The sequence below is a fragment of the Levilactobacillus bambusae genome (genome assembly GCF_003124125.1).
In the GTDB taxonomy this organism is placed as follows: Bacteria; Bacillota; Bacilli; order Lactobacillales; family Lactobacillaceae; genus Levilactobacillus; species Levilactobacillus bambusae.
Map to the genome: position 1 here is coordinate 649,765 of NZ_QCXQ01000002.1, position 18,043 is coordinate 667,807.

The following is an 18,043-nucleotide window of genomic DNA, read 5'->3' on the forward strand; positions in this document are numbered from 1 at the left end:
TTTTGAAAGCAGCAATATTTGTAAAACCCGGTAAAATGGAAATGACAGAAATTGATAAACCCACCATCGAAACCCCCGATGACGCCATTATCCGCGTGGTGCGGGCCAGCGTTTGCGGGTCGGACCTCTGGTGGTTTCGCGGTTTAACCCCAAGGGACCCCAACACCCAAGCCGGCCACGAAGCCATCGGTGTGGTCGAAGAAGTTGGTCAGGACGTCACGAACGTTCACCCCGGCGATTTTGTGATCGTTCCCTTCACCAATGGTTGTGGCCACTGTGCGGCTTGTCGGGCTGGTTTTGACGGCAACTGCTTGAATCATCAATCTGGGGCCAGCTCCTATCAAGCCGAATACGTCCGCTACCCAAGCGCTAATTGGGGCTTAGTGAAAGTTCCCGGTAAGCCCGAGGACTACACGGACGACATGCTCAATTCATTGGTTACCCTAGCCGACGTCATGGCAACGGGTTACCACGCCGCCTTTACTGCCGAAGTCAAACCCGGGAGTTCCGTAGTCGTAATGGGCGACGGCGCCGTTGGACTCTGTGGCGTTATCGCCGCCAAATTAATGGGGGCAAAGCAAATTATCGCGATGAGTCGGCACGAAGACCGGCAAAAACTGGCACTCGAATTTGGGGCGACCGACATTGTTGCTGAACGGGGCGATGAAGCGGTTGATCACGTCATGACCATCACCGATCACGGTGCTGACGCCGTCTTAGAGTGTGTCGGAACGGAACAATCCGTTGATACTGCCGTAAAGGTTGGGCGTCCCGGCGCCGTTGTTGGCCGGGTTGGCATTCCCCAAAATCCTAATATGAACACCAATAACCTGTTCTGGAATAACACCGGTTTACGGGGTGGGATTGCGGCCGTCACTACCTACGATAGAGCCACCCTACTGGATGCCGTCTTATCCGGTAAGATTCAACCCGGCAAGGTCTTTACTCAACGGTTCACGTTAGACCAAATTCAGGAAGCTTACGATGCCATGGACCAGCGAAAAGCAATTAAGTCACTGTTAGTTTTTGATTAATCTTAGTGGTAGGGACATAAGACGTTCAGGCCATGCCAAATAGGGTAAAGGACCAGGTTCGATTGTATTTTGATCGGATTTGGTCCTTTGCCCTATTTGGTTGTGGTCTGTCTTTAGTCAGGTTCCGCTTCTCAACTTTCTGCGGTTAACCAAGCTCACAAATAATACTAAAACCCAGTATTTTTTATGAGCTCCGTTAATCCTCAAAAGTAAACGAGAATCTCCACACCCTTTTAGTCGGGCTCCACCGCTCAGATCTCTGCGTTTAACCAGGTCATCGAATAATGCCTAAGATCAGCATTTTTCGATGCCCCCGTTAAGCCTCAAGATCTACCGAGCGGTTCCACACCCTGTCCCGTAACTACTGGTCCGAAAGCATCCTATTAAGGATAAAAGGCTTTCGGACCAAGCAGCAAGAGTCGAATTTCTAAGCGAAGCGGGCCTAATGTCCCAACCTCGACTTAGGTCAGCTAGCTTTAGTTTTCGTCTCCACCCCGTTCACCTTTTTCCTCGTGTTGTTTTTCCAGCTGGCGCAACTCTGCTTCGGCATTTTCCATGTGGGCCCTGTTTTCTAACTTAAAGGTCAGGTGATCGATAGCAAACTGAAGGTCGTCCCGCTTTTCTTCCATGATCGCCAGCTGCTCCTGAAGCAACTCTCGCTGCTGAACTTCATTATCTTCCTTAGCGTCAAACAGTTGAATGTAACGCCGCAGAATATCAATCCCCATTCCCGCAGCCCGCATCGTTTTAACAAAGTTGATTCGCCGGATGATCCGGTCGTCAATCTGGCGCACCCCCACTTCGTTTCGATCAATGGCGGGAATCAACCCTTCCTTTTCGTAGTACCGAATGGTGGCTGACGGAACTCCCGTTAGTTCACTAGCCTCTTTAATAGTCATCTACAATCGCTCCCTCGTTTCATTACTGGTTAATAAAGTCAGTCTAACCCTTAAAGTTCACTTTAAGGCAAGTGAACCCCCAAATTTTATTCGGGTAAACAACTTGACTTGAAGTCCACTCGAACGTTTATGCTAATCCCAATTAACCTTAAGGAGGATTTTTGATGAACGTTTTAATTATTGGGGCGACCGGAACCATTGGGGATGCCGTGCACCAAACCTTACTGTCTAAAACGGATGACTACCTGACCCTCTTTTCACGGCGGGCCACACAACTTACGATTGATCCAACGCGTGAAACAGCGATTAACGGCAATGTTCTCCAGCCAGCCGAATTAGCGGTGGCCCTAAAGAATCAGGATGCGGTATTTGTTGCCTTGAGCGGCCCCATGGACCAGTTTGCCCAATCAATCGTTACCGCCATGGAACAAACAAATGTGACCCGCTTGATCTTTATTACCTCCATGGGGATTTACAATGAAATTCCCGCTTCGGTGGGTGCGAACGGGAATCTTGAACACAATCCCATGTTACAGCCCTACCGGACCGCTGCCGATCTCATTGAGGCTTCCAACCTTGATTACACGATTCTTCGGCCCGGCTGGTTTGATAACGGCAGCAATAATTATGAAGTGACCCATAAAGGTGACCCCTTTGGCGGCCACGATGTCTCCATCAATAGCATTGCCGACCTGGTTAACCGATTATTAGCCGACAAACAACTTGGGGCCCGGGAAAGTCTGGGAATTAATCGGGTGGGATCCTAACATCCCGATAATTAAAGTAAGGGCGATGAAATGCATTCAATTTCATCGCCCTTGCTTATTTATTCGACACACCAGCGTCGTTGTGGCCGCCCTTAATGACGTAGTTGTTTTAAACTGGAACCAAAAATTTGTTCAATTGCAGCGGGGTCACGGTGGTCAAAGAACTGACTTTCTTCCCTATCTAACTTACCAATGGCTGCCATATCGGCCACACTTAGCTTAAAGTCAAACACGTCCATGTTTTCCGCCATCCGATTCCGGTGGACCGACTTAGGAATGACCGTAATCCCCCGTTGAAGCAACCAGCGTAAGATAACCTGACCAGTAGTTTTACCATATTTTTGGCCAATTTGGGTGAGGACCGCATTTTTAAAAATCTCGTGTTTTCCCTCCGCAAACGGAGCCCAAGCCTCCACCCGAACGTTCTCGCTTTGGTTAAACTCAACGGCTTGTGGCTGCTGATGCCATGGATTGACTTCAATTTGGTTAACAGCCGGTTTTACCGTCATCGTCAGTTCAAGGTTTTTTAATTGATCCGGCGCAAAATTCGACACTCCAATGGCCCGAATTTTACCGTCATGATAGGCTTCTTCTAATGCCCGCCAAGCACCCATCGTATCACCAAAGGGCTGATGCAACAGGTACAAGTCAATATAATCTAATCCCAACCGTCGTAAGGAAGCATTAATCCCGGCCTTGGCCCGGTCGTAGGTGAAATCTGATACCCACAGCTTAGATGTCACAAAAATCTCTTCCCGGTTAACGTTACTTTTACTAATGGCGCGACCAACCGCTTCCTCATTTTGGTAGGCCGCTGCCGTATCAATTAACCGGTAACCTACCTCCAGGACCGCGGAAACGGCCGACTCACACTCAGCTAAATCTGGGACTTGGAATACCCCAAAGCCTAATTGTGGCATGTCAGTCCCGTTATTTAATTGAATCGTTGGAATAGTTGTCATTGTTAAAGATCTCCTTTGTTAGATAAGTTTATTTATTGATGGATTCATTATGGGGCCAAGGTCCCCACTTGAAAATGACTATTTACGCATGCTAGTATACTCACAACGTATACTGAGGAGTTGAAACCATGATCGATAATTACCTATGGGAAGAACTGGCTGTATTTGCCCAAAGCCAAACGTTGGTTAAAACGGCTGACAAACTGCACGTCACTCAGCCGACCCTAACACGCGGAATGAAAAAGTTAGAAGCCGACTTAGGCGTTCAACTGTTTAACCGCCATCCTAACCGAATTAGTCTAACCGAGACCGGAAAACTCGCAGCCAAAGAAGCTGCGGCAATCCTTGCGGCCAACCAGTACGCCGTTGACAAGATTCAAAACTTTGCCCAAAGTCAGCGGGTCATTCAAGTTGGCGCAACCATTCCCGGCCCATTGGTCATGCTGAAGCGCTTTCGTTCCCAGCTGCCCGAATCGATCCGATTGGACACACACTTACAAACCCAATCCATCCCAGACTTGCTGAATAACCGTGAATTAACACTGGTCCTATCCAATCAAGAAATTTTAACTGCCGAAGTCGATTCGCGCTACGTTGGCGTTGAATCCCTATCCGTTAACCTCAACCAATTTATGTACCAGGCCAACCAACCAGACGTGACCTTTTCAGATCTAACCGGTTTGAGTTTTCTCGTCCTAGCTGATATTGGACCGTGGATAATGCTAATTGAGCACCACATTCCTAACGCTAAATTTCTCTACCAACAACAACCCGATTCCTTTTCAGAAATTACCCGGTATTCTGACTTTCCCTTTTTTAGTACCAACCTGTCTAAGTTTTCCCCAGAGTTTAAGCATCGGATCACCCAGGATGATAGCCGCGTTGAAGTCCCCATCAGTGATTCGGCTGCCCATATGGTGGTCTACGCTAACTATCTCAAATCTCAAGCGGCCGTGGTAACACCAATTATTGAGCAAATGGTTCAAAAATGGCCCAATAATCCTGACTAATCAGGCCTGCCACTGTTTTGTTTCACATGAAACATTAGCAACGGATAAAAAACGGGTTCCGACCAGTTATTGATCGGAATCCGTTTTATTGGTTAACACAATTTCCGCCCGCCGTTCTGGTATAACCCAAATACTCATGGCGATGATCGTGCTTAATAAGATTGCCGGTGGGAACCAGAACCCAATGATGATTCCCACAATTTTAATGGTAAAGTCGAGCACAATTTTACGGTGCCGGTTAACGGCGTACCGGAGGGAATTATTTTGCGGATCCGCCTTAATTAGGGCGTAATAGACCGCAAAGTATCCCAGCGACAGGAACATAAAGACTAGTCCGTAGACCAGTTCCGCAACAAACGAATAGAAATGTTCCTCAACGAACCTGGTGGTGTAGGGAAACAGCGACGCCGCAAAGAGCATCCACGTGTTGGCCCACAGGACCCGACCGTTGATGTGATGTACCAATTGAAAGATATTATGATGATTATTCCACATAATGGTCAAACCAAAAAACGAAATCACGTACGCAAGGTAGCTTTCCCGTAAATCCCATATGGCTTCCCACGTTGCCTGATTCGGCTGGGGCAAGTCGAGGACTAAGATGGTCATGACAATCGCCAACACGGCATCCGTAAAGGCTAATAATCGTTCCTTACTCATAACGTCAACCTCCAAAACTATTAATTTCAGCGTACCACTTAGGCGCCACTCCCGCTTGCTTCTTGCTTATTAAAAATCAAATGCAGGCCGCCGTCCGCCAACTTTTTGACGTCTTCAATGGCAAACCGATCATTAACGAACTCACCCGCCGTATCAAACGCCGATTTGACCGGGTTATCTCCGTTCACGTATGGGGCGATCACGAGCGAAATCTGATCAACTAGGTGGGCCGCTAAAAACGCCCCGTTAATTCGGGCGCCCCCGCATAACGCTAAGGTGTCAATTCCAAAGTCGTTCTTCAACTTAATGAGGACCTCGTTTAAATCAAAATCTTGATCGCCGGATACCAGGTACGGGATGTTCATCGACCGCAAAAACGCTAGGTATTCGCGCTTGACCTGCTTGGTAACAACTTCGATCGCCCGCATTTGATGGCCGTTGTACTCAAAGTAATTTTGTTCCCAACCACAGACACCCTTTCGATCGAACGCCACCGACCACGTTTCTGCTTGAACGTCTGGAATCCAATCGGTCTTTTCAATCCCCGTGGCGTCATACGCCGTTAAATCAATCTGGGCCGGTGCCGCATATAGTTGAATCGTCTGTCGGCCGTTACCATCCGCATGACTTAACCGAAACAGCTCGTCTGAATAGTAGGCCCCAGAGGCTGAGCTCCCATATTCACCATCAATTTTACCGTCAATGGAGACATACATATGGACGATGACTTTTGCGCGTTCCATCAAATTCCTCCTCAATAATTCCTGTTTTATTAAATGGTACACGTTCGAGTGAACTCGAAGTCAAGTGATTGTGGTTTAAAAAAACGGGGTTGCCTTAAAGTGAACTTTAAGGATTATGCTTCCCTTTGTCATTTTTATAAGAGGAGGTCATTCATTTGACAACAAAGAAATCACAAGGCTTTGGCATCGTCCTGCCCATCATTTTGCTTAGTTACTTCATGATTCTATTAGATAATTCTGTTGTTTTCACGGGAACCGTTAAAATTGCTCAGGAGCTTAACCTCACTCAGACCGAACTTTCTTGGGTTACCAACGCTTACTCACTCACCTTTGGCGGCTTTTTACTCTTCGGTGGTCGAGCCGGTGATATTTTTGGGCGAAAACGACTATTCAATATTGGCCTAATAATTTTTGGTCTCGGATCACTCCTTGTTGGGTTGGCCCAATCTGACCTATGGATCATTGCCGCTCGGGCGTTTCAGGGAATTGGTTCCGCCATTCTGGCCCCTACTACCCTGGCACTGCTCATGGATACTTATTCCGGTTTCCAACGAACCAAGGCAATTGCCTATTATGGGGCAACCGCCGGAATTGGTGCCAGTCTGGGCCTAGTCATCGGTGGGCTTTTTGCCAGTCTCCTAACTTGGCGGGTTGGGTTTCTCATTAACGTTCCAATTGCCGTTTTAATGCTAATTGGTTCATCCCAATTCCTTCACCAAACCCCAACCCAAATGGGCTCATTGGATCTAATCGGCGTTTTACTGTCCGTAACGGGGATGCTGGCGCTTGTCTACAGTTTAGTCGGTAGAAATCACCAGTTAATTATTTTTATGATGGCTGTCATTTTAATCGGTCTATTTATCATTCGTGAGGCAACCGCAAAGTCACCGTTAATGCCACTGCGCTTATTTACCGATCGAGAACGCCTCGGTGGTTACATCGCACGCTTCTTCTACTTGGGCGCCATGATTACCTTTTGGTATTTCACACCCCAAATTTTACAGCGGCTTTTAGCCTTTACCCCCTTAGAGGCTGGGTTATCTTTCTTCCCGTTAACCATTTTCAACTTTATTGTGGCACTGCGTGTGGCATCGCTCACCCAAAAATGGGGAAACACTAAATTGCTGGTGATTGGTGTCTCAACCACGTTGATTGGACTACTCTCCCTTCAGCTATTTCGCGTTTGGCCCAACTATTGGCTGGGAATTGCCATCCCCATGGTCATCATCGGGATTGGTCAGGGTCTGTCCCTGAGTCCGCTGACGGTTGCCGGGGTTGCCAACACCCCGGCACAGGATACTGGTGCCGCTTCGGGAGTCGTCAACATGGTTCATCAAATTGGCGGATCCATTGGATTATCACTAACAATCGCTTTAACGGGAACCCTACGCCCCTTTGTGGTTCAATACGATGCCAGCATGTTAGTGGTCGCCGGACTAATGTTAATTGCACTAGTTGCCGTCCTCTGCTTGGTAGTCCCCGGCACCAAATCATCTCACTAATGAATAATGGTTAAGGGCACCTCAAAGTGCGTACTTGTTTCCCCAAATCCTTACTTTATACTAGTGGCATCAATCAAAGTTAAGGAGCGATACCATGTCAGAATACCAATTTTTAAAACCATTTCAGTTTGCCAACGGGGTAACCCTGAAAAACCGGATTGTGATGTCACCAATGACGACCATGACCAGTTTTTATAACGGCATGATTTCCACGGATGAAATCAACTACTACGCCGCCCGGGCTGCCGGCCCTGGAATGGTCATTACGGGCGTTGCCAACGTTAGTGACTCTGGAAAGGGATTTGAAGGTGAACTGTCCATTGCGAGCGACGCCATGCTTCCCGGCATGACCAAACTCGCTTCAGCAATCCACCAAAACGGAACGAAGGCCGTCCTGCAGATTTTCCACGCGGGGCGCAAGTCAAACCACAAAATTTTACGGGGAGAGCAGCCCGTCAGTGCCAGCGCAATTGCAGCCGTTTACCCACCCGATTCAGAGGAGCCCCGGGCCCTCACCGATCCGGAAATCCGCCAAATTATTACTGACTTTGGTGACGCAACCCGACGTGCCATTCTCGCTGGGTTTGACGGGGTCGAGCTTCACGGTGCCAACACCTACCTGCTCCAACAGTTCTTCTCCGAGAACTCTAACCAACGGACAGATGGTTGGGGCGGCGACCGGGATCAACGAATGACATTTGCCCGCGAAGTCTTGAGGGCCGTTCATACCGCCGTTGCCCAGTACGCCAACGCCGAATTTTTAGTGGGCTACCGAATCTCCCCTGAGGAAATTGAAACCCCTGGAATTCGACTGGAAGACTCCCTTTACTTTGTCGATCAAATTAAGGATCAGGTTAGTTACATCCACCTCTCCATGGGCAGCTACCAGCGGACATCGTTAAACGATAAAACGAACACCAAGACGCTGATCTCCCAGTTTGCCGCCGTCACTAAGGATGTGGTTCCGTTAATCGGCGTGGGTTCGGTGGAACGCCCAAGTGACGCTGAGTCCGTTCTAGCGGATGGCGCCAACCTAGTGGCCGTCGGACGCGAACTTATCCGGGAACCTCAGTGGGTCCAAAAGATCGCTGCCGGTGACGTTGAAAGCATCCGTACCAAGTTAAGTCCCGCGGACATGGACGAACTCGCGATTCCATCCGTTATGCAGGTCTACCTTACGACGTCCTTTAAATCCGTCATGCACTTTACGACGGATGATGATCCCGTTCAAACGTACCAAAACACCCTCGCACCAATGGAAGGCGTAGAAAAGAAACTTTAACCATAAAATAAGCTCCAGANNTCTGGAGCTTATTTTATGGTTGTCCTTGCCAAAACCGGTTTATGTTTGCCACTAATGACCGAATCCCTTTACTCCCAAATTAGAATCCAAACAGTGAGTTATCTGGTAGAATAAGCTACGTAAGAAATAACTAGACGTTGGTCAAAATTTGCTACTAAAGGAGCCGTTATAATGACAAACCAAACTAAAATGGAAGATATTTTAAAAAATCCTGAACGGCAAGACTTACAAGACCTATTCGAAAAATCACTATATGATCCTGATCCCGATAAGCGTAAGGTTTATAACGCCCTGTATACTTACGTTTTAGATAAACGGCAGGAGGAATTACTCAAACAACCAGGATTTAACATTTAAAATGACTAAGACCGAATATATTATTATTGCCGGAGTAAATGGAGCGGGTAAAAGTACCCTATTTCAAATTCAGCCAAATTTATTTGCTCATACCAAACGAATTAATGCTGACGAAATCTTACATCAAATGCATGGTGATTGGCGAAAAAATAGTGATAACTTTAAAGCAATGCGTGAAGAAGTAAAGCAATTGCATGCCGCATTAGCTGAAAAACTAAGTATTCATCAAGAAACGACCCTTTCTGGTACCGGAAAAGCCCAACTTAATTTAATCAACCAGGCTCATAAAAATGGATTTAAAGTGACCCTACTCTATGTTGCACTGGACAGTGCCAACACCGCAATTGAACGCGTTCAAAATCGAGTTAGTCGAGGTGGTCACGGGATTCCGACAAAAACAATTGCATTGCGTTATCAACAATCTAATCGTAATTTATTCACCATTGCTTCGAAAGCCGATAAAGTCATTATTTATGATAATACAGATAGATTTGTTAAAGTTTACGCTCGTGAGAACGGACAAACGATTCAAGATGATCTAAAAAATTTCCCTTGGATCGATCAAAGATTATCACATCTAAATTAACCATACGTCAATAATCCTAACCATAAAAACTTGATTCTTTAATCAGTTTTTATGGTTAGGGTTATTTTTTTACTAGTCTTGCATGTAAATAAATTTATACATTTTTACGGTTGTCCTTGCCAAAACCGGTTTATGTTTGCCACTAACTGTTGTCCCATTGCGTCAATTGATATGTGATGCCGATCAGCTAAAGTTTGAATCATCTTGATCATGAATGGTTGATAGTCATTAATATCAACCGGTTGATCCAGCGCCCACGCAAGACTTTCAAGACCGTCAGATTCCACAAGAACTTTTTCCCGTGGCACCAGTTGGATCAGCTGTTTCACACTTGCTTCGGTTGCAAATGAGGGCCCAATACTAAAGTAACAACCCAACTTTAAGAATTCTGAAACGTAAGCCGGGCTAGAATACCAGTGGATGAAATAAGTATTCGGATATTTTCTCAGGAGTTTCAAGGTTTCCAGCTCGAGGCCCTTCGTATGAATAATAACCGGTTTACTTACTTCACGTGCATAGGCCAATTGATGTTCAAACACGTTTTTTTGCTGCACAACGGAATTTTTAGTCCAAACGTTATCTAACCCAACTTCACCAATTACGGGAACTTGAGCCATGATCGGTTGCATTGCCGACCAGGTAACAGACTCTACGCTCCAAGGATGAATTCCTGCGCTCAATTTTATCCGGTCGTATCCCAGCGTCCAACTGAGATTCCGTTTAAACTCAACTGGTGACGCACAATTCAGGGTTGCATAACTGTTAGTTTGCTGCAATTGGTTCACCATATCGTCGGTTTCAATGTGCGTGTGAGCATCAATAAGTAGCATGATGCATTCCTCCCCCCTGGCTCATGCAAATCATCCAAGAATCCGGCTCAGTCCAGATTTCATTTCATCCATTTTTACTCGTTTGATTAAACTAATAACCAGTCGACCGCTAATAAAGCAACGTCATCAACCGATAGTTCCCTTGATTTTAATTCATCTAATGAGATTGCTAACAAATAATTATTTACAATTGAAAAAACACCTTCCATTAAAAATTCAGCAGCAACTGGTTTAACAATTTTTTCTTGCTGATACTGCTGCATCAAGCGAAAGAGCTCATTAAAAAAGGGATCATCAGACACCTTGGGAAGAACCGGCCGTATCGCTGGCTGCGCCCGAAAAATAGCAATAATTCGCATCGTATCAAAGTGGGTCTGTCCAAATTGTAGGAGGCCCAAAATCAGCTGGTTAATTTGTTCCACGGGAGCTAGGGAACTGGTTAAGTTGGGGGCTAGTGCCTCAATTAACAGGTGCTGATGGTAGTCGAACACCGCAAGCAATAATTGTTGCCGATTCTTAAAGTAGGAATAGATATTTGATTGCGACATCTCAATCTTTTTAGCCACCTTCACCGTTGAGGTTCCCTCAATCCCCTCTGCAATAATGAGGGTAGTTGCTGCCAGTAAGATTTTCTGTCGTAACTGTTCATTTTTTAATTTCATAGTTCACCTCTAAGTAGATTATACCCGGTTTTTGCTTGACAGGCGATAGAACTATCGCTTATAATTCGTCCCGTGTTATTAGCGATAGTTCTATCGATAAAAAGGAGACCAATATTAATGAAAAAAATTGCAGTCGTTACCGGTGCTTCATCAGGCATAGGCAAGCAAACGGCATTCCAACTTCAACGTGCTGGCTACCAGGTCATTGGCGGGGCCCGGCACATCAATGATTCTGAGCTTAATTCAATGGGGATAATTACCCGTTCGCTAGATATTACGGACCCGGAAAGTAACCAGGCGTTTGCCAATGCTGTTTTATCTCGGTTTCACCGGATCGATCTGATCGTGAATTCGGCGGGTTACGGTCTATTTGGGGCTCTTGAAGAAGTGGATTCCGATGCGGCCAAACACCAACTGGATGTGAACGTATTCGGAACGATGGATCTGACTAGACGTTTCATCCCCACAATGCGTTCTCAGGGATTCGGGCGAATCATTAATGTGTCTTCATTAGCCGGTCAAAGTTACACGCAACTTGCAGGATGGTACCACGTCTCAAAGCACGCACTGGAAACGATGAGCGACGTTCTTCGATTAGAGCTGGCTCCGTTTGGCCTTCAAGTCGTTATTGTAGAGCCCGGGATTACCAAAACAAACTGGGCCAACGTGACTAACCAACTGCTTTTAAAGACGACAAAGCCTGATTCTCCCTACCGCCGGCTAGCTGAAAAGCAGGCCCAAACGATCACTCAGGCCTCCCAAACCGCTGAAGAAGTCGCCCAAATCATTACTAAGGCTGCCTTGTCTAAACACCCAAAAATTCGCTACCAAATTACCCGGACGGATCGGATAATGATGCATCTATCGTCCCCCAAGCTTGGGTACCGACTTCAAGATTGGTTTGCAAAGCGAATGATGAATTAAGGTAAACCACACCTTTAACAACCGAATTTATACCCAATCGAGTTTGTTAATCACCGTCAATGATCGTCCTTAAGACAGTGACGCTAGTGGACTGCTCCTAAATCTAAAAGCGCAAGTTCAAGAATCCCTCCCTTGAGGAAAATAAGTTGAACTTGCGCTAGTTAATAAACGATTTAGTTTAGCAAACTTGATTGTTCCTTCAACGTTTCGCTACTTTACAGCCTGATCCTGCTTCGTCAAAATCTGACTTAGGTCCTGATACTGCGACATCATCCATGACTTATACGTCATCCCCTTCGGCAACGTTTCCGTCACCTTTAACACGGGAACGTTGCTGGCCTGAGCCGTTTTAACCAGTGCCTCGACGTTCTGATTTGAAACCTGTTTATTATCCACGAAGAAGGCAATCTGCCGGTGCTTAATGCCATTCTGCATTGCCACAATCTCCTTAGGGGCCGGATCCGTTCCCCGTTCAACGGCCGCCTCAAAGTTTTTATCGCCCACTTTATACCCCAGGGCGTTAATCGCATAGTCAAACACTGGCTCGCTGACGTAAACTTGGTTCGTAGTTTTTCGATGAGCGGCCTGCTGCTTTAACTGCGCCATTAGTGTCTTAATTGGCTTTAATGATTGAACGTACTTCTGAGCGTTTTTGTGGAAGTAAGCCTTATTTTGAGGTTGAATTTTACCGAGTTGATCGGCTAAGTAATTGGCGTACTTCGGCATCGTTGTCGGATCATACCAGATATGGGGGTTATCACCCGCTTTTTTATGCATGACGGTTTCCCCAATTTTAACGTAGCGGCCTTTGCCATCCTTGGCTAGCCGGTTCATCCAGGAATCGTACCCTAGCCCATTAGCGACAACCACGTTAGCGTCACTAACTTCACTGGCAATTTTCGACGTGGGTTCATAATCATGGGGGTCCACCGCTGGATTATTAATCACGGCCGTCACCGTCCCCTTATTGCCCGCAACCGCTCTAGCGGCTTCACCGTAAAAATCGGTTGTCGTGATAATTTTAAGTTTGTCCTTCGTCGCCGCTTGATTGGTTCGTTTACCATTTTGGCACGCCGTTAATAGCGCACCGATTAAAACAACCAAACCTATAAGTCCTAACCACCGCAGTCCACTTCGTCTATTCTTCAAGATTCTAACCTCTCCTATGTGTTTAAATCCAAGTTAACCCACCAATTAACGTTGTAAGGCGCATCACCTACTATCGATTTAAATAGTAATCATTACTATTTAAATTTACCGGTCATTCTTGCCCCTGTCAATCTTTTTTTAAAACCGGAGACTAAGTTAATGATTCTTTGATCATTTTTGGGCCTTCAAGATAGCTTGATTAGTCGGTCTTCACATTCACCATTCCCGCTTAGCGAGAACTGCTATAATAGACCATGACTGTTTTACGGGATCGAAACTAACTTATGAGGTGACCCACATGAAAGAAATGAACAAAGTTTTAAAGGCCCAGTTTTTTGTTGATGACCTATCTGACGATCAAAAGGCGGTCATTACAGACATCAACGGGTACATTAAACAGGGGCTGAACCAGAAGGAACACTCTGTCGCCATCATTGAAGGCGCCGCGGGAACCGGAAAGTCCGTTGTTTTAATGGAACTCGTTCGTCAATACATGACGGATAGCCGCTACGAAACGGCCTTGGTGGTGAACCACCCCGAACTGTATAAGGCCTACCGGGAAATGGGTTCGGCCATCCCAAACATGAACGTCAAATCCATTTTGCGGCCGACCGCCCTTATTAACCACGCCCAGAAGGATCACAAGAAATACGACATTATTTTTGTGGATGAGGCCCACTTATTGTATTCAAAATCGGAACCCTATGCGCACTACCGCGGTCAAAATCAGCTCACTGATTTGATGGATCTCGCAAAAGTCGTAGTCGTCGTTTATGATTTTGAACAGGTCTTCCAATCTAAAATGTACTGGGATAAGGACTTGCTGTTTAAAACGATTGGCAAGCACCCCTACCACCTGTTTAAAATGGATTTCCAATATCGGATGGTCGCCAGCGACGATCAAGTCGACTGGATGAACGACCTCACCGCGGAAAAACCGATGACTCCCTTCCCCTACGACAGCGACTTTGAGTTTAAGGTGTTTGATAAAGCCGGGGATATGTTTGACGCAATTAAAAGCCGCAACCAAGAAGTCGGCATGAGTCGGATGGTCGCCACGTCTGGGTTCCCCCGAATTGACGGCCGCCACAACGTTGAGATGGATACCTTCAGCCTCCCCTGGGATGAATGGGATCCCCAACGTACCCCATGGGCTAAACGGGAAGGTTCCATCACCCAAGTCGGTACCATCTACACCCTTCAAGGTTTTGACTTAAACTACGTCGGCATGATCATCGGCCCATCGTTTGGTTACGATGCCAAAACAGATACCATGACCATCATTCCTGAAAAATACTCCCACAAGGAAATTTTCAAGAAGCGGAAGGACCGGAAGTTCACCGAGGAAGAATATAAAGTCTTCATCGCTAACGTCCTAAACGTTCTCATGAAGCGCGGTAAATATGGGCTCTATTTGACAGCGTACGATGACGCACTGCGTAAGCGACTGCTGGAGTTAGGGAAACACGGCGATTAATACAGAATGTAAAAAAGCGACTTTCCATTTGGTGGTGGAAAGTCGCTTTTTTTGGTGATGTTTCATGTGAAACATTCTTGAAATTGGCCCCATGGATATGGGGAATACAAGTCGCGCTGTGTGTATGTGTAAGGATCACCCCCATATTTATGGGGAATACTAGCTATTCTTCGCTGACAACGTTTCCGTTGCGATTGACCTCAACATCGCCACCGTGATCTCCTGTAACTGTCACAGTACCATTGTGGTCACTATCAGCCTTGGCAAAATCATCCTCCGAAGAAGATGATGAGTCGGTATCGTTAGAATCATCAGTTCCATCAGTATCATAGCCATGTGTCAAGGCATACTCTGTTTGCTTCTCTCCAGAGGTCTCCAGGTAGTCTGGGGTAGCTATTAGGGCATCCTTGATTGACATACCGTAATGTTCTGACTTATAAAGGGCAGGTGACTCACCGTATTCATTAAGGAATGCTGTTAATGTTGTTGGCCCATTAGATGGATCAGAACTTGTGCTGGATGAGACAGTACTGGAGCTAGAAGTGCTACTTGCCGTTTCACTTTGAGATGTAACCTCTTTAGTTGCCATCTTACTACTTTCTTTAGCCTTAGATTCTGACTCACCTTTACTCTTTTTCTTAGAGTCCTTTTTGACCTGTTTTTTGTTAGATAATGATGCCTCGCTGTATTTCTTGCTACTACTATCATTTTTTGATGATGTGGTTGAGTTTCCACACCCCCCTAAAATAAGCACTATGGTAAGTGAAACTACGATAACTGATATTTTTTTCATACTTTCCACTCCTGATATGTACAGCTTTTTTGTCATCAGTGTTTGGACAGTTAGAACCGACTAGGAATCATCTCCATATGTATGGGGAATACCTATGCGGGTTATTTGAGTTGAACTCACTGACGGGACCATCCCCATATGCATGGGGAATACAGCAGACCGCCCGCAAAAGCAGCGAGAGCGTTAGGATCATCCCCATATGCATGGGGAATACGCTATCATCTTCGTAGATGAAGCCCACCACGCGGGATCATCCCCATATGCATGGGGAATACTTCAATGGCCTCATACACTAGTTCTTTAAAGGCGGGATCATCCCCATATGCATGGGGAATACTAAAGGAGGGACTCATCATGACCGAAACCACTAGGATCATCCCCATATGCATGGGGAATACCGGTCCAGTTCAAACTCAACGTGCGTTCTAATAGGATCATCCCCATATGCATGGGGAATACATTACTTGAAGTTGGCTCCAGATAAACAGGCTAGGATCATCCCCATATGCATGGGGAATACACTAAATAAATCCCGTGGTTAAGCTGTTTCAAAAATCATAATGTCCCGTTTTCCATGAGTTTGATTGCTAATGCAAGAGTTGCTTCTGCATCTGAAAGAGCATGGTGAGGATTTTTATTAACAACTTGGTAGTCAGCCAATACTGTTTCTAACCGGTAATTAGATAAAAATAAATTCGTTTTCTTAACGAGGGGCATTAAATCTTTAATCGACTGAGACAAAGCCGGTTGATGGGTTGCTCTAAATCCAACCGATAAAAATAGTTCATCAAAGCGACTATTATAACCAACCAACGAAGACGAACCCACAAATTCTTTTAATTCTAGTAAGGCATCGGCTAGGTCGACCCCCTGCTCAATTAATTGGGGTGTTGAAATTCCGGTTAGCTGACTGATCGCTTCCGGAACCTCACCCTGAATTTTAATTAGCCGGTAAAATTCTTGTGTTTCATCACCTAGGCTTTTCACGGCCCCGATGGAGATAATTTGGTCTTGATCCGCCTTTAACCCCGTCGTTTCTAAATCAATGGCAACTAATTCGTTGGTGACGTCAACAGACTTTTTGCTAGTAACCTTTTTCGACATCACTTTAGCCCGGTGAAACTTGGCCATGTCACTAAAACCATGTTTAGGTGGTGTGGGAGAATGTTTGAGATGCATCATGAGGGGAATTCCATCAAAATCCACGACTTCCCGATCTTTTCTCGTCGTGCGAAACTGATACCCAACTTCATTTTTGGCATTATAAACCATGGTGGCTTCCCCACTACCAATGTTTTTCATGATTCTTTCCCAAACTAATTCACGGACCCGAGCACTAACATTACCAACGTATACGCCCGTTTGGATTTCTTGGTACCACTTCGTGAGGTCACCCCTAAGCGACCTTGGTACCTTCGTTAAAGTAATGACAATCATTCCATGCCATCCCCTAATTCATTATATTGAACCCCAAACTTTTGCATTCCCAGTTTGTCATCCCATAAATTCAAGACGTTAACCGTGGCATCCGCCTCTTCCATCCTTAAAATGGACTTTAAATCTTTAACCATGCGAACCACTAACTTCGTTTCAGCAAAAACGTCTCGCATGGCTAACCGGGTCATACTGCCAATATCGTCACTATCACCATACTTAGCGGTTACTTCAAACGCCACTGGAATTGAAACCTCAGCTTTATATAGATCCGCAAAATCATAAACAAAGGCTAAGTCATGTCCTGTATGGACAAAGCCTAACCCCGCCGAAACGCCAAGTGCCACAATGACACTGTAACTTAACCCATATAGAGCTTGGTGAGCCGCCGTTAGCGCCTTATTAATCGGCGTACTTGATTCAAAGTTATCTGGATTATACTCCCGTCTAGTCCATGGAACCTTGGTTTCTAGTGACTGCTCCCGATAAATTCGGCGAACGCGTGCGCCCTCTTTTCCACGTAATTCTTGCATGGTCAGGTCAGAGACATCGTCATCCGGAAACCTCATTTGATACATTTGCCGTGCGACCGCAACCCGGGATCGGGTATTGGAGACTAACTTAGCCTGCTTTTCTAACAAAGCTGAAGAATGATTTAGTGACCGGCCGTGTGCGTATTGCCGGACACCTTGTTCGCCAACCCAAATGACGGCCATGCCTGAATCCCCCATTAATTCCATGGCTCGGTGTGAAACATCGACGCCGGGGCCTAACATGAGCACACTAATAATGGCGGTCGGAATTAAAACAATGCCCCGGCTATCGGTTACCTGGATCGCACTGTCCTGACGATTTAATTTAGCATGTTCCAAGTAAAGAAAGGAAATTCGATCGCTAATCCGGCTGAGTTCATTTAATTCCGGCTTCTTAGCTCCAAACTTTTTTGCCATT

Annotated in this window: 19 protein-coding genes and 1 CRISPR repeat array; of the genes, 9 read left to right on the forward strand and 10 right to left on the reverse strand. The window is 46.0% G+C overall.

Annotation, left to right across the window (positions count from 1 at the left end; all coding sequences use genetic code 11):
- Window positions 1–2 precede the first annotated feature (2 nt).
- A complete protein-coding gene (locus tag DCM90_RS05935; protein WP_109250411.1) occupies window positions 3–1,034 on the forward strand; it encodes a zinc-dependent alcohol dehydrogenase family protein in 1,032 nt (343 codons plus the stop codon).
- Between the two features lie 476 nt (window positions 1,035–1,510).
- Here the strand turns inward: DCM90_RS05935 and DCM90_RS05940 are convergent, their stop codons facing one another.
- Window positions 1,511–1,933: a MerR family transcriptional regulator gene (locus DCM90_RS05940; RefSeq protein WP_109250412.1), complete on the reverse strand. Its 423-nt coding sequence runs from the start codon at window positions 1,931–1,933 to the stop codon at window positions 1,511–1,513.
- Window positions 1,934–2,094: 161 nt separating this feature from the next.
- Between DCM90_RS05940 and DCM90_RS05945 the strand changes: the two genes are divergently transcribed.
- Window positions 2,095–2,700 (forward strand): NAD(P)H-binding protein, encoded by a 606-nt coding sequence (locus DCM90_RS05945; RefSeq protein WP_165815228.1) that lies wholly within the window; start codon window positions 2,095–2,097, stop codon window positions 2,698–2,700.
- Between the two features lie 92 nt (window positions 2,701–2,792).
- Here DCM90_RS05945 and DCM90_RS05950 read toward each other — a convergent pair whose 3' ends face one another.
- A complete protein-coding gene (locus DCM90_RS05950; RefSeq protein ID WP_109250414.1) occupies window positions 2,793–3,662 on the reverse strand; it encodes an aldo/keto reductase in 870 nt (289 codons plus the stop codon).
- A 128-nt stretch (window positions 3,663–3,790) separates the two neighbouring features.
- On the opposite strand from DCM90_RS05950, the gene DCM90_RS05955 reads away from it, so the two are divergent.
- A complete protein-coding gene (locus DCM90_RS05955) occupies window positions 3,791–4,672 on the forward strand; it encodes a LysR family transcriptional regulator (protein ID WP_109250415.1) in 882 nt (293 codons plus the stop codon).
- Between the two features lie 66 nt (window positions 4,673–4,738).
- Here DCM90_RS05955 and DCM90_RS05960 read toward each other — a convergent pair whose 3' ends face one another.
- Together DCM90_RS05960 and DCM90_RS05965 are read right to left on the reverse strand one after the other, a co-directional pair.
- A complete protein-coding gene (locus DCM90_RS05960) occupies window positions 4,739–5,332 on the reverse strand; it encodes a TMEM175 family protein (RefSeq protein WP_109250416.1) in 594 nt (197 codons plus the stop codon).
- 38 nt (window positions 5,333–5,370) lie between these two features.
- Window positions 5,371–6,075 (reverse strand): dihydrofolate reductase family protein, encoded by a 705-nt coding sequence (locus DCM90_RS05965; protein ID WP_109250417.1) that lies wholly within the window; start codon window positions 6,073–6,075, stop codon window positions 5,371–5,373.
- A gap of 155 nt (window positions 6,076–6,230) precedes the next feature.
- Here DCM90_RS05965 and DCM90_RS05970 point away from each other — a divergent pair, with 155 nt between their 5' ends.
- The 4 genes from DCM90_RS05970 to DCM90_RS05985 all read left to right on the forward strand — a co-directional run bounded on the left by DCM90_RS05970 (window position 6,231) and on the right by DCM90_RS05985 (window position 9,823).
- Entirely contained in the window at window positions 6,231–7,577 is a 1,347-nt protein-coding gene (locus DCM90_RS05970; RefSeq protein ID WP_109250418.1) for an MFS transporter, read from the forward strand.
- A 94-nt stretch (window positions 7,578–7,671) separates the two neighbouring features.
- Window positions 7,672–8,859 carry an NADH-dependent flavin oxidoreductase gene (locus tag DCM90_RS05975; RefSeq protein WP_109250419.1) on the forward strand — a complete coding sequence of 396 codons (1,188 nt, stop codon included), beginning with the start codon at window positions 7,672–7,674 and terminating at the stop codon, window positions 8,857–8,859.
- 192 nt (window positions 8,860–9,051) lie between these two features.
- Window positions 9,052–9,237, forward strand: a complete 186-nt coding sequence (locus tag DCM90_RS05980) for a hypothetical protein (protein ID WP_109250420.1) — start codon at window positions 9,052–9,054, stop codon at window positions 9,235–9,237.
- A 1-nt stretch (window position 9,238) separates the two neighbouring features.
- Entirely contained in the window at window positions 9,239–9,823 is a 585-nt protein-coding gene (locus DCM90_RS05985; RefSeq protein WP_109250421.1) for an ATPase, read from the forward strand.
- A 104-nt stretch (window positions 9,824–9,927) separates the two neighbouring features.
- Here DCM90_RS05985 and DCM90_RS05990 read toward each other — a convergent pair whose 3' ends face one another.
- A complete protein-coding gene (locus DCM90_RS05990) occupies window positions 9,928–10,653 on the reverse strand; it encodes a TatD family hydrolase (RefSeq protein ID WP_109250422.1) in 726 nt (241 codons plus the stop codon).
- A gap of 86 nt (window positions 10,654–10,739) precedes the next feature.
- Window positions 10,740–11,315, reverse strand: a complete 576-nt coding sequence (locus DCM90_RS05995) for a TetR/AcrR family transcriptional regulator (protein ID WP_109250423.1) — start codon at window positions 11,313–11,315, stop codon at window positions 10,740–10,742.
- 117 nt (window positions 11,316–11,432) lie between these two features.
- Between DCM90_RS05995 and DCM90_RS06000 the strand changes: the two genes are divergently transcribed.
- A complete protein-coding gene (locus DCM90_RS06000; RefSeq protein ID WP_109250424.1) occupies window positions 11,433–12,239 on the forward strand; it encodes an SDR family NAD(P)-dependent oxidoreductase in 807 nt (268 codons plus the stop codon).
- A gap of 210 nt (window positions 12,240–12,449) precedes the next feature.
- On the opposite strand, the gene DCM90_RS06005 is transcribed toward DCM90_RS06000, so the two are convergent.
- Window positions 12,450–13,388: a metal ABC transporter solute-binding protein, Zn/Mn family gene (locus tag DCM90_RS06005; RefSeq protein ID WP_109250425.1), complete on the reverse strand. Its 939-nt coding sequence runs from the start codon at window positions 13,386–13,388 to the stop codon at window positions 12,450–12,452.
- 307 nt (window positions 13,389–13,695) lie between these two features.
- On the opposite strand from DCM90_RS06005, the gene DCM90_RS06010 reads away from it, so the two are divergent.
- Window positions 13,696–14,865: a DUF2075 domain-containing protein gene (locus DCM90_RS06010; RefSeq protein WP_109250552.1), complete on the forward strand. Its 1,170-nt coding sequence runs from the start codon at window positions 13,696–13,698 to the stop codon at window positions 14,863–14,865.
- Between the two features lie 163 nt (window positions 14,866–15,028).
- Here DCM90_RS06010 and DCM90_RS06015 read toward each other — a convergent pair whose 3' ends face one another.
- From DCM90_RS06015 to cas1e, 3 genes are all read right to left on the reverse strand, one after another.
- Window positions 15,029–15,658, reverse strand: coding sequence for a hypothetical protein (locus tag DCM90_RS06015; RefSeq protein WP_109250426.1), 630 nt, complete (start codon window positions 15,656–15,658; stop codon window positions 15,029–15,031).
- 64 nt (window positions 15,659–15,722) lie between these two features.
- Window positions 15,723–16,178: direct repeats of the CRISPR family, unit length 28 nt; unit sequence GGATCATCCCCATATGCATGGGGAATAC.
- Between the two features lie 35 nt (window positions 16,179–16,213).
- Window positions 16,214–17,095: a type I-E CRISPR-associated endoribonuclease Cas2e gene (gene cas2e, locus DCM90_RS06020; protein ID WP_109250427.1), complete on the reverse strand. Its 882-nt coding sequence runs from the start codon at window positions 17,093–17,095 to the stop codon at window positions 16,214–16,216.
- Window positions 17,092–18,042 carry a type I-E CRISPR-associated endonuclease Cas1e gene (gene cas1e / locus DCM90_RS06025; protein ID WP_109250428.1) on the reverse strand — a complete coding sequence of 317 codons (951 nt, stop codon included), beginning with the start codon at window positions 18,040–18,042 and terminating at the stop codon, window positions 17,092–17,094. Before cas1e ends, cas2e begins: the two co-directional genes overlap by 4 nt.
- Between the last annotated feature and the right edge of the window lies 1 nt (window position 18,043).

Coding starts and splice junctions, on each gene's coding strand:
- DCM90_RS05940 (WP_109250412.1), bottom strand. CDS start 1,933: ATGACTATTAAAGAGGCTAGTGAACTAACGGGAGTTCCGTCAGCCACC.
- DCM90_RS05950 (WP_109250414.1), bottom strand. CDS start 3,662: ATGACAACTATTCCAACGATTCAATTAAATAACGGGACTGACATGCCA.
- DCM90_RS05955 (WP_109250415.1), top strand. CDS start 3,791: ATGATCGATAATTACCTATGGGAAGAACTGGCTGTATTTGCCCAAAGC.
- DCM90_RS05960 (WP_109250416.1), bottom strand. CDS start 5,332: ATGAGTAAGGAACGATTATTAGCCTTTACGGATGCCGTGTTGGCGATT.
- DCM90_RS05965 (WP_109250417.1), bottom strand. CDS start 6,075: ATGGAACGCGCAAAAGTCATCGTCCATATGTATGTCTCCATTGACGGT.
- DCM90_RS05975 (WP_109250419.1), top strand. CDS start 7,672: ATGTCAGAATACCAATTTTTAAAACCATTTCAGTTTGCCAACGGGGTA.
- DCM90_RS05980 (WP_109250420.1), top strand. CDS start 9,052: ATGACAAACCAAACTAAAATGGAAGATATTTTAAAAAATCCTGAACGG.
- DCM90_RS05985 (WP_109250421.1), top strand. CDS start 9,239: ATGACTAAGACCGAATATATTATTATTGCCGGAGTAAATGGAGCGGGT.
- DCM90_RS05990 (WP_109250422.1), bottom strand. CDS start 10,653: ATGCTACTTATTGATGCTCACACGCACATTGAAACCGACGATATGGTG.
- DCM90_RS05995 (WP_109250423.1), bottom strand. CDS start 11,315: ATGAAATTAAAAAATGAACAGTTACGACAGAAAATCTTACTGGCAGCA.
- DCM90_RS06000 (WP_109250424.1), top strand. CDS start 11,433: ATGAAAAAAATTGCAGTCGTTACCGGTGCTTCATCAGGCATAGGCAAG.
- DCM90_RS06010 (WP_109250552.1), top strand. CDS start 13,696: ATGAACAAAGTTTTAAAGGCCCAGTTTTTTGTTGATGACCTATCTGAC.
- DCM90_RS06015 (WP_109250426.1), bottom strand. CDS start 15,658: ATGAAAAAAATATCAGTTATCGTAGTTTCACTTACCATAGTGCTTATT.
- cas2e (WP_109250427.1), bottom strand. CDS start 17,095: ATGATTGTCATTACTTTAACGAAGGTACCAAGGTCGCTTAGGGGTGAC.
- cas1e (WP_109250428.1), bottom strand. CDS start 18,042: ATGGCAAAAAAGTTTGGAGCTAAGAAGCCGGAATTAAATGAACTCAGC.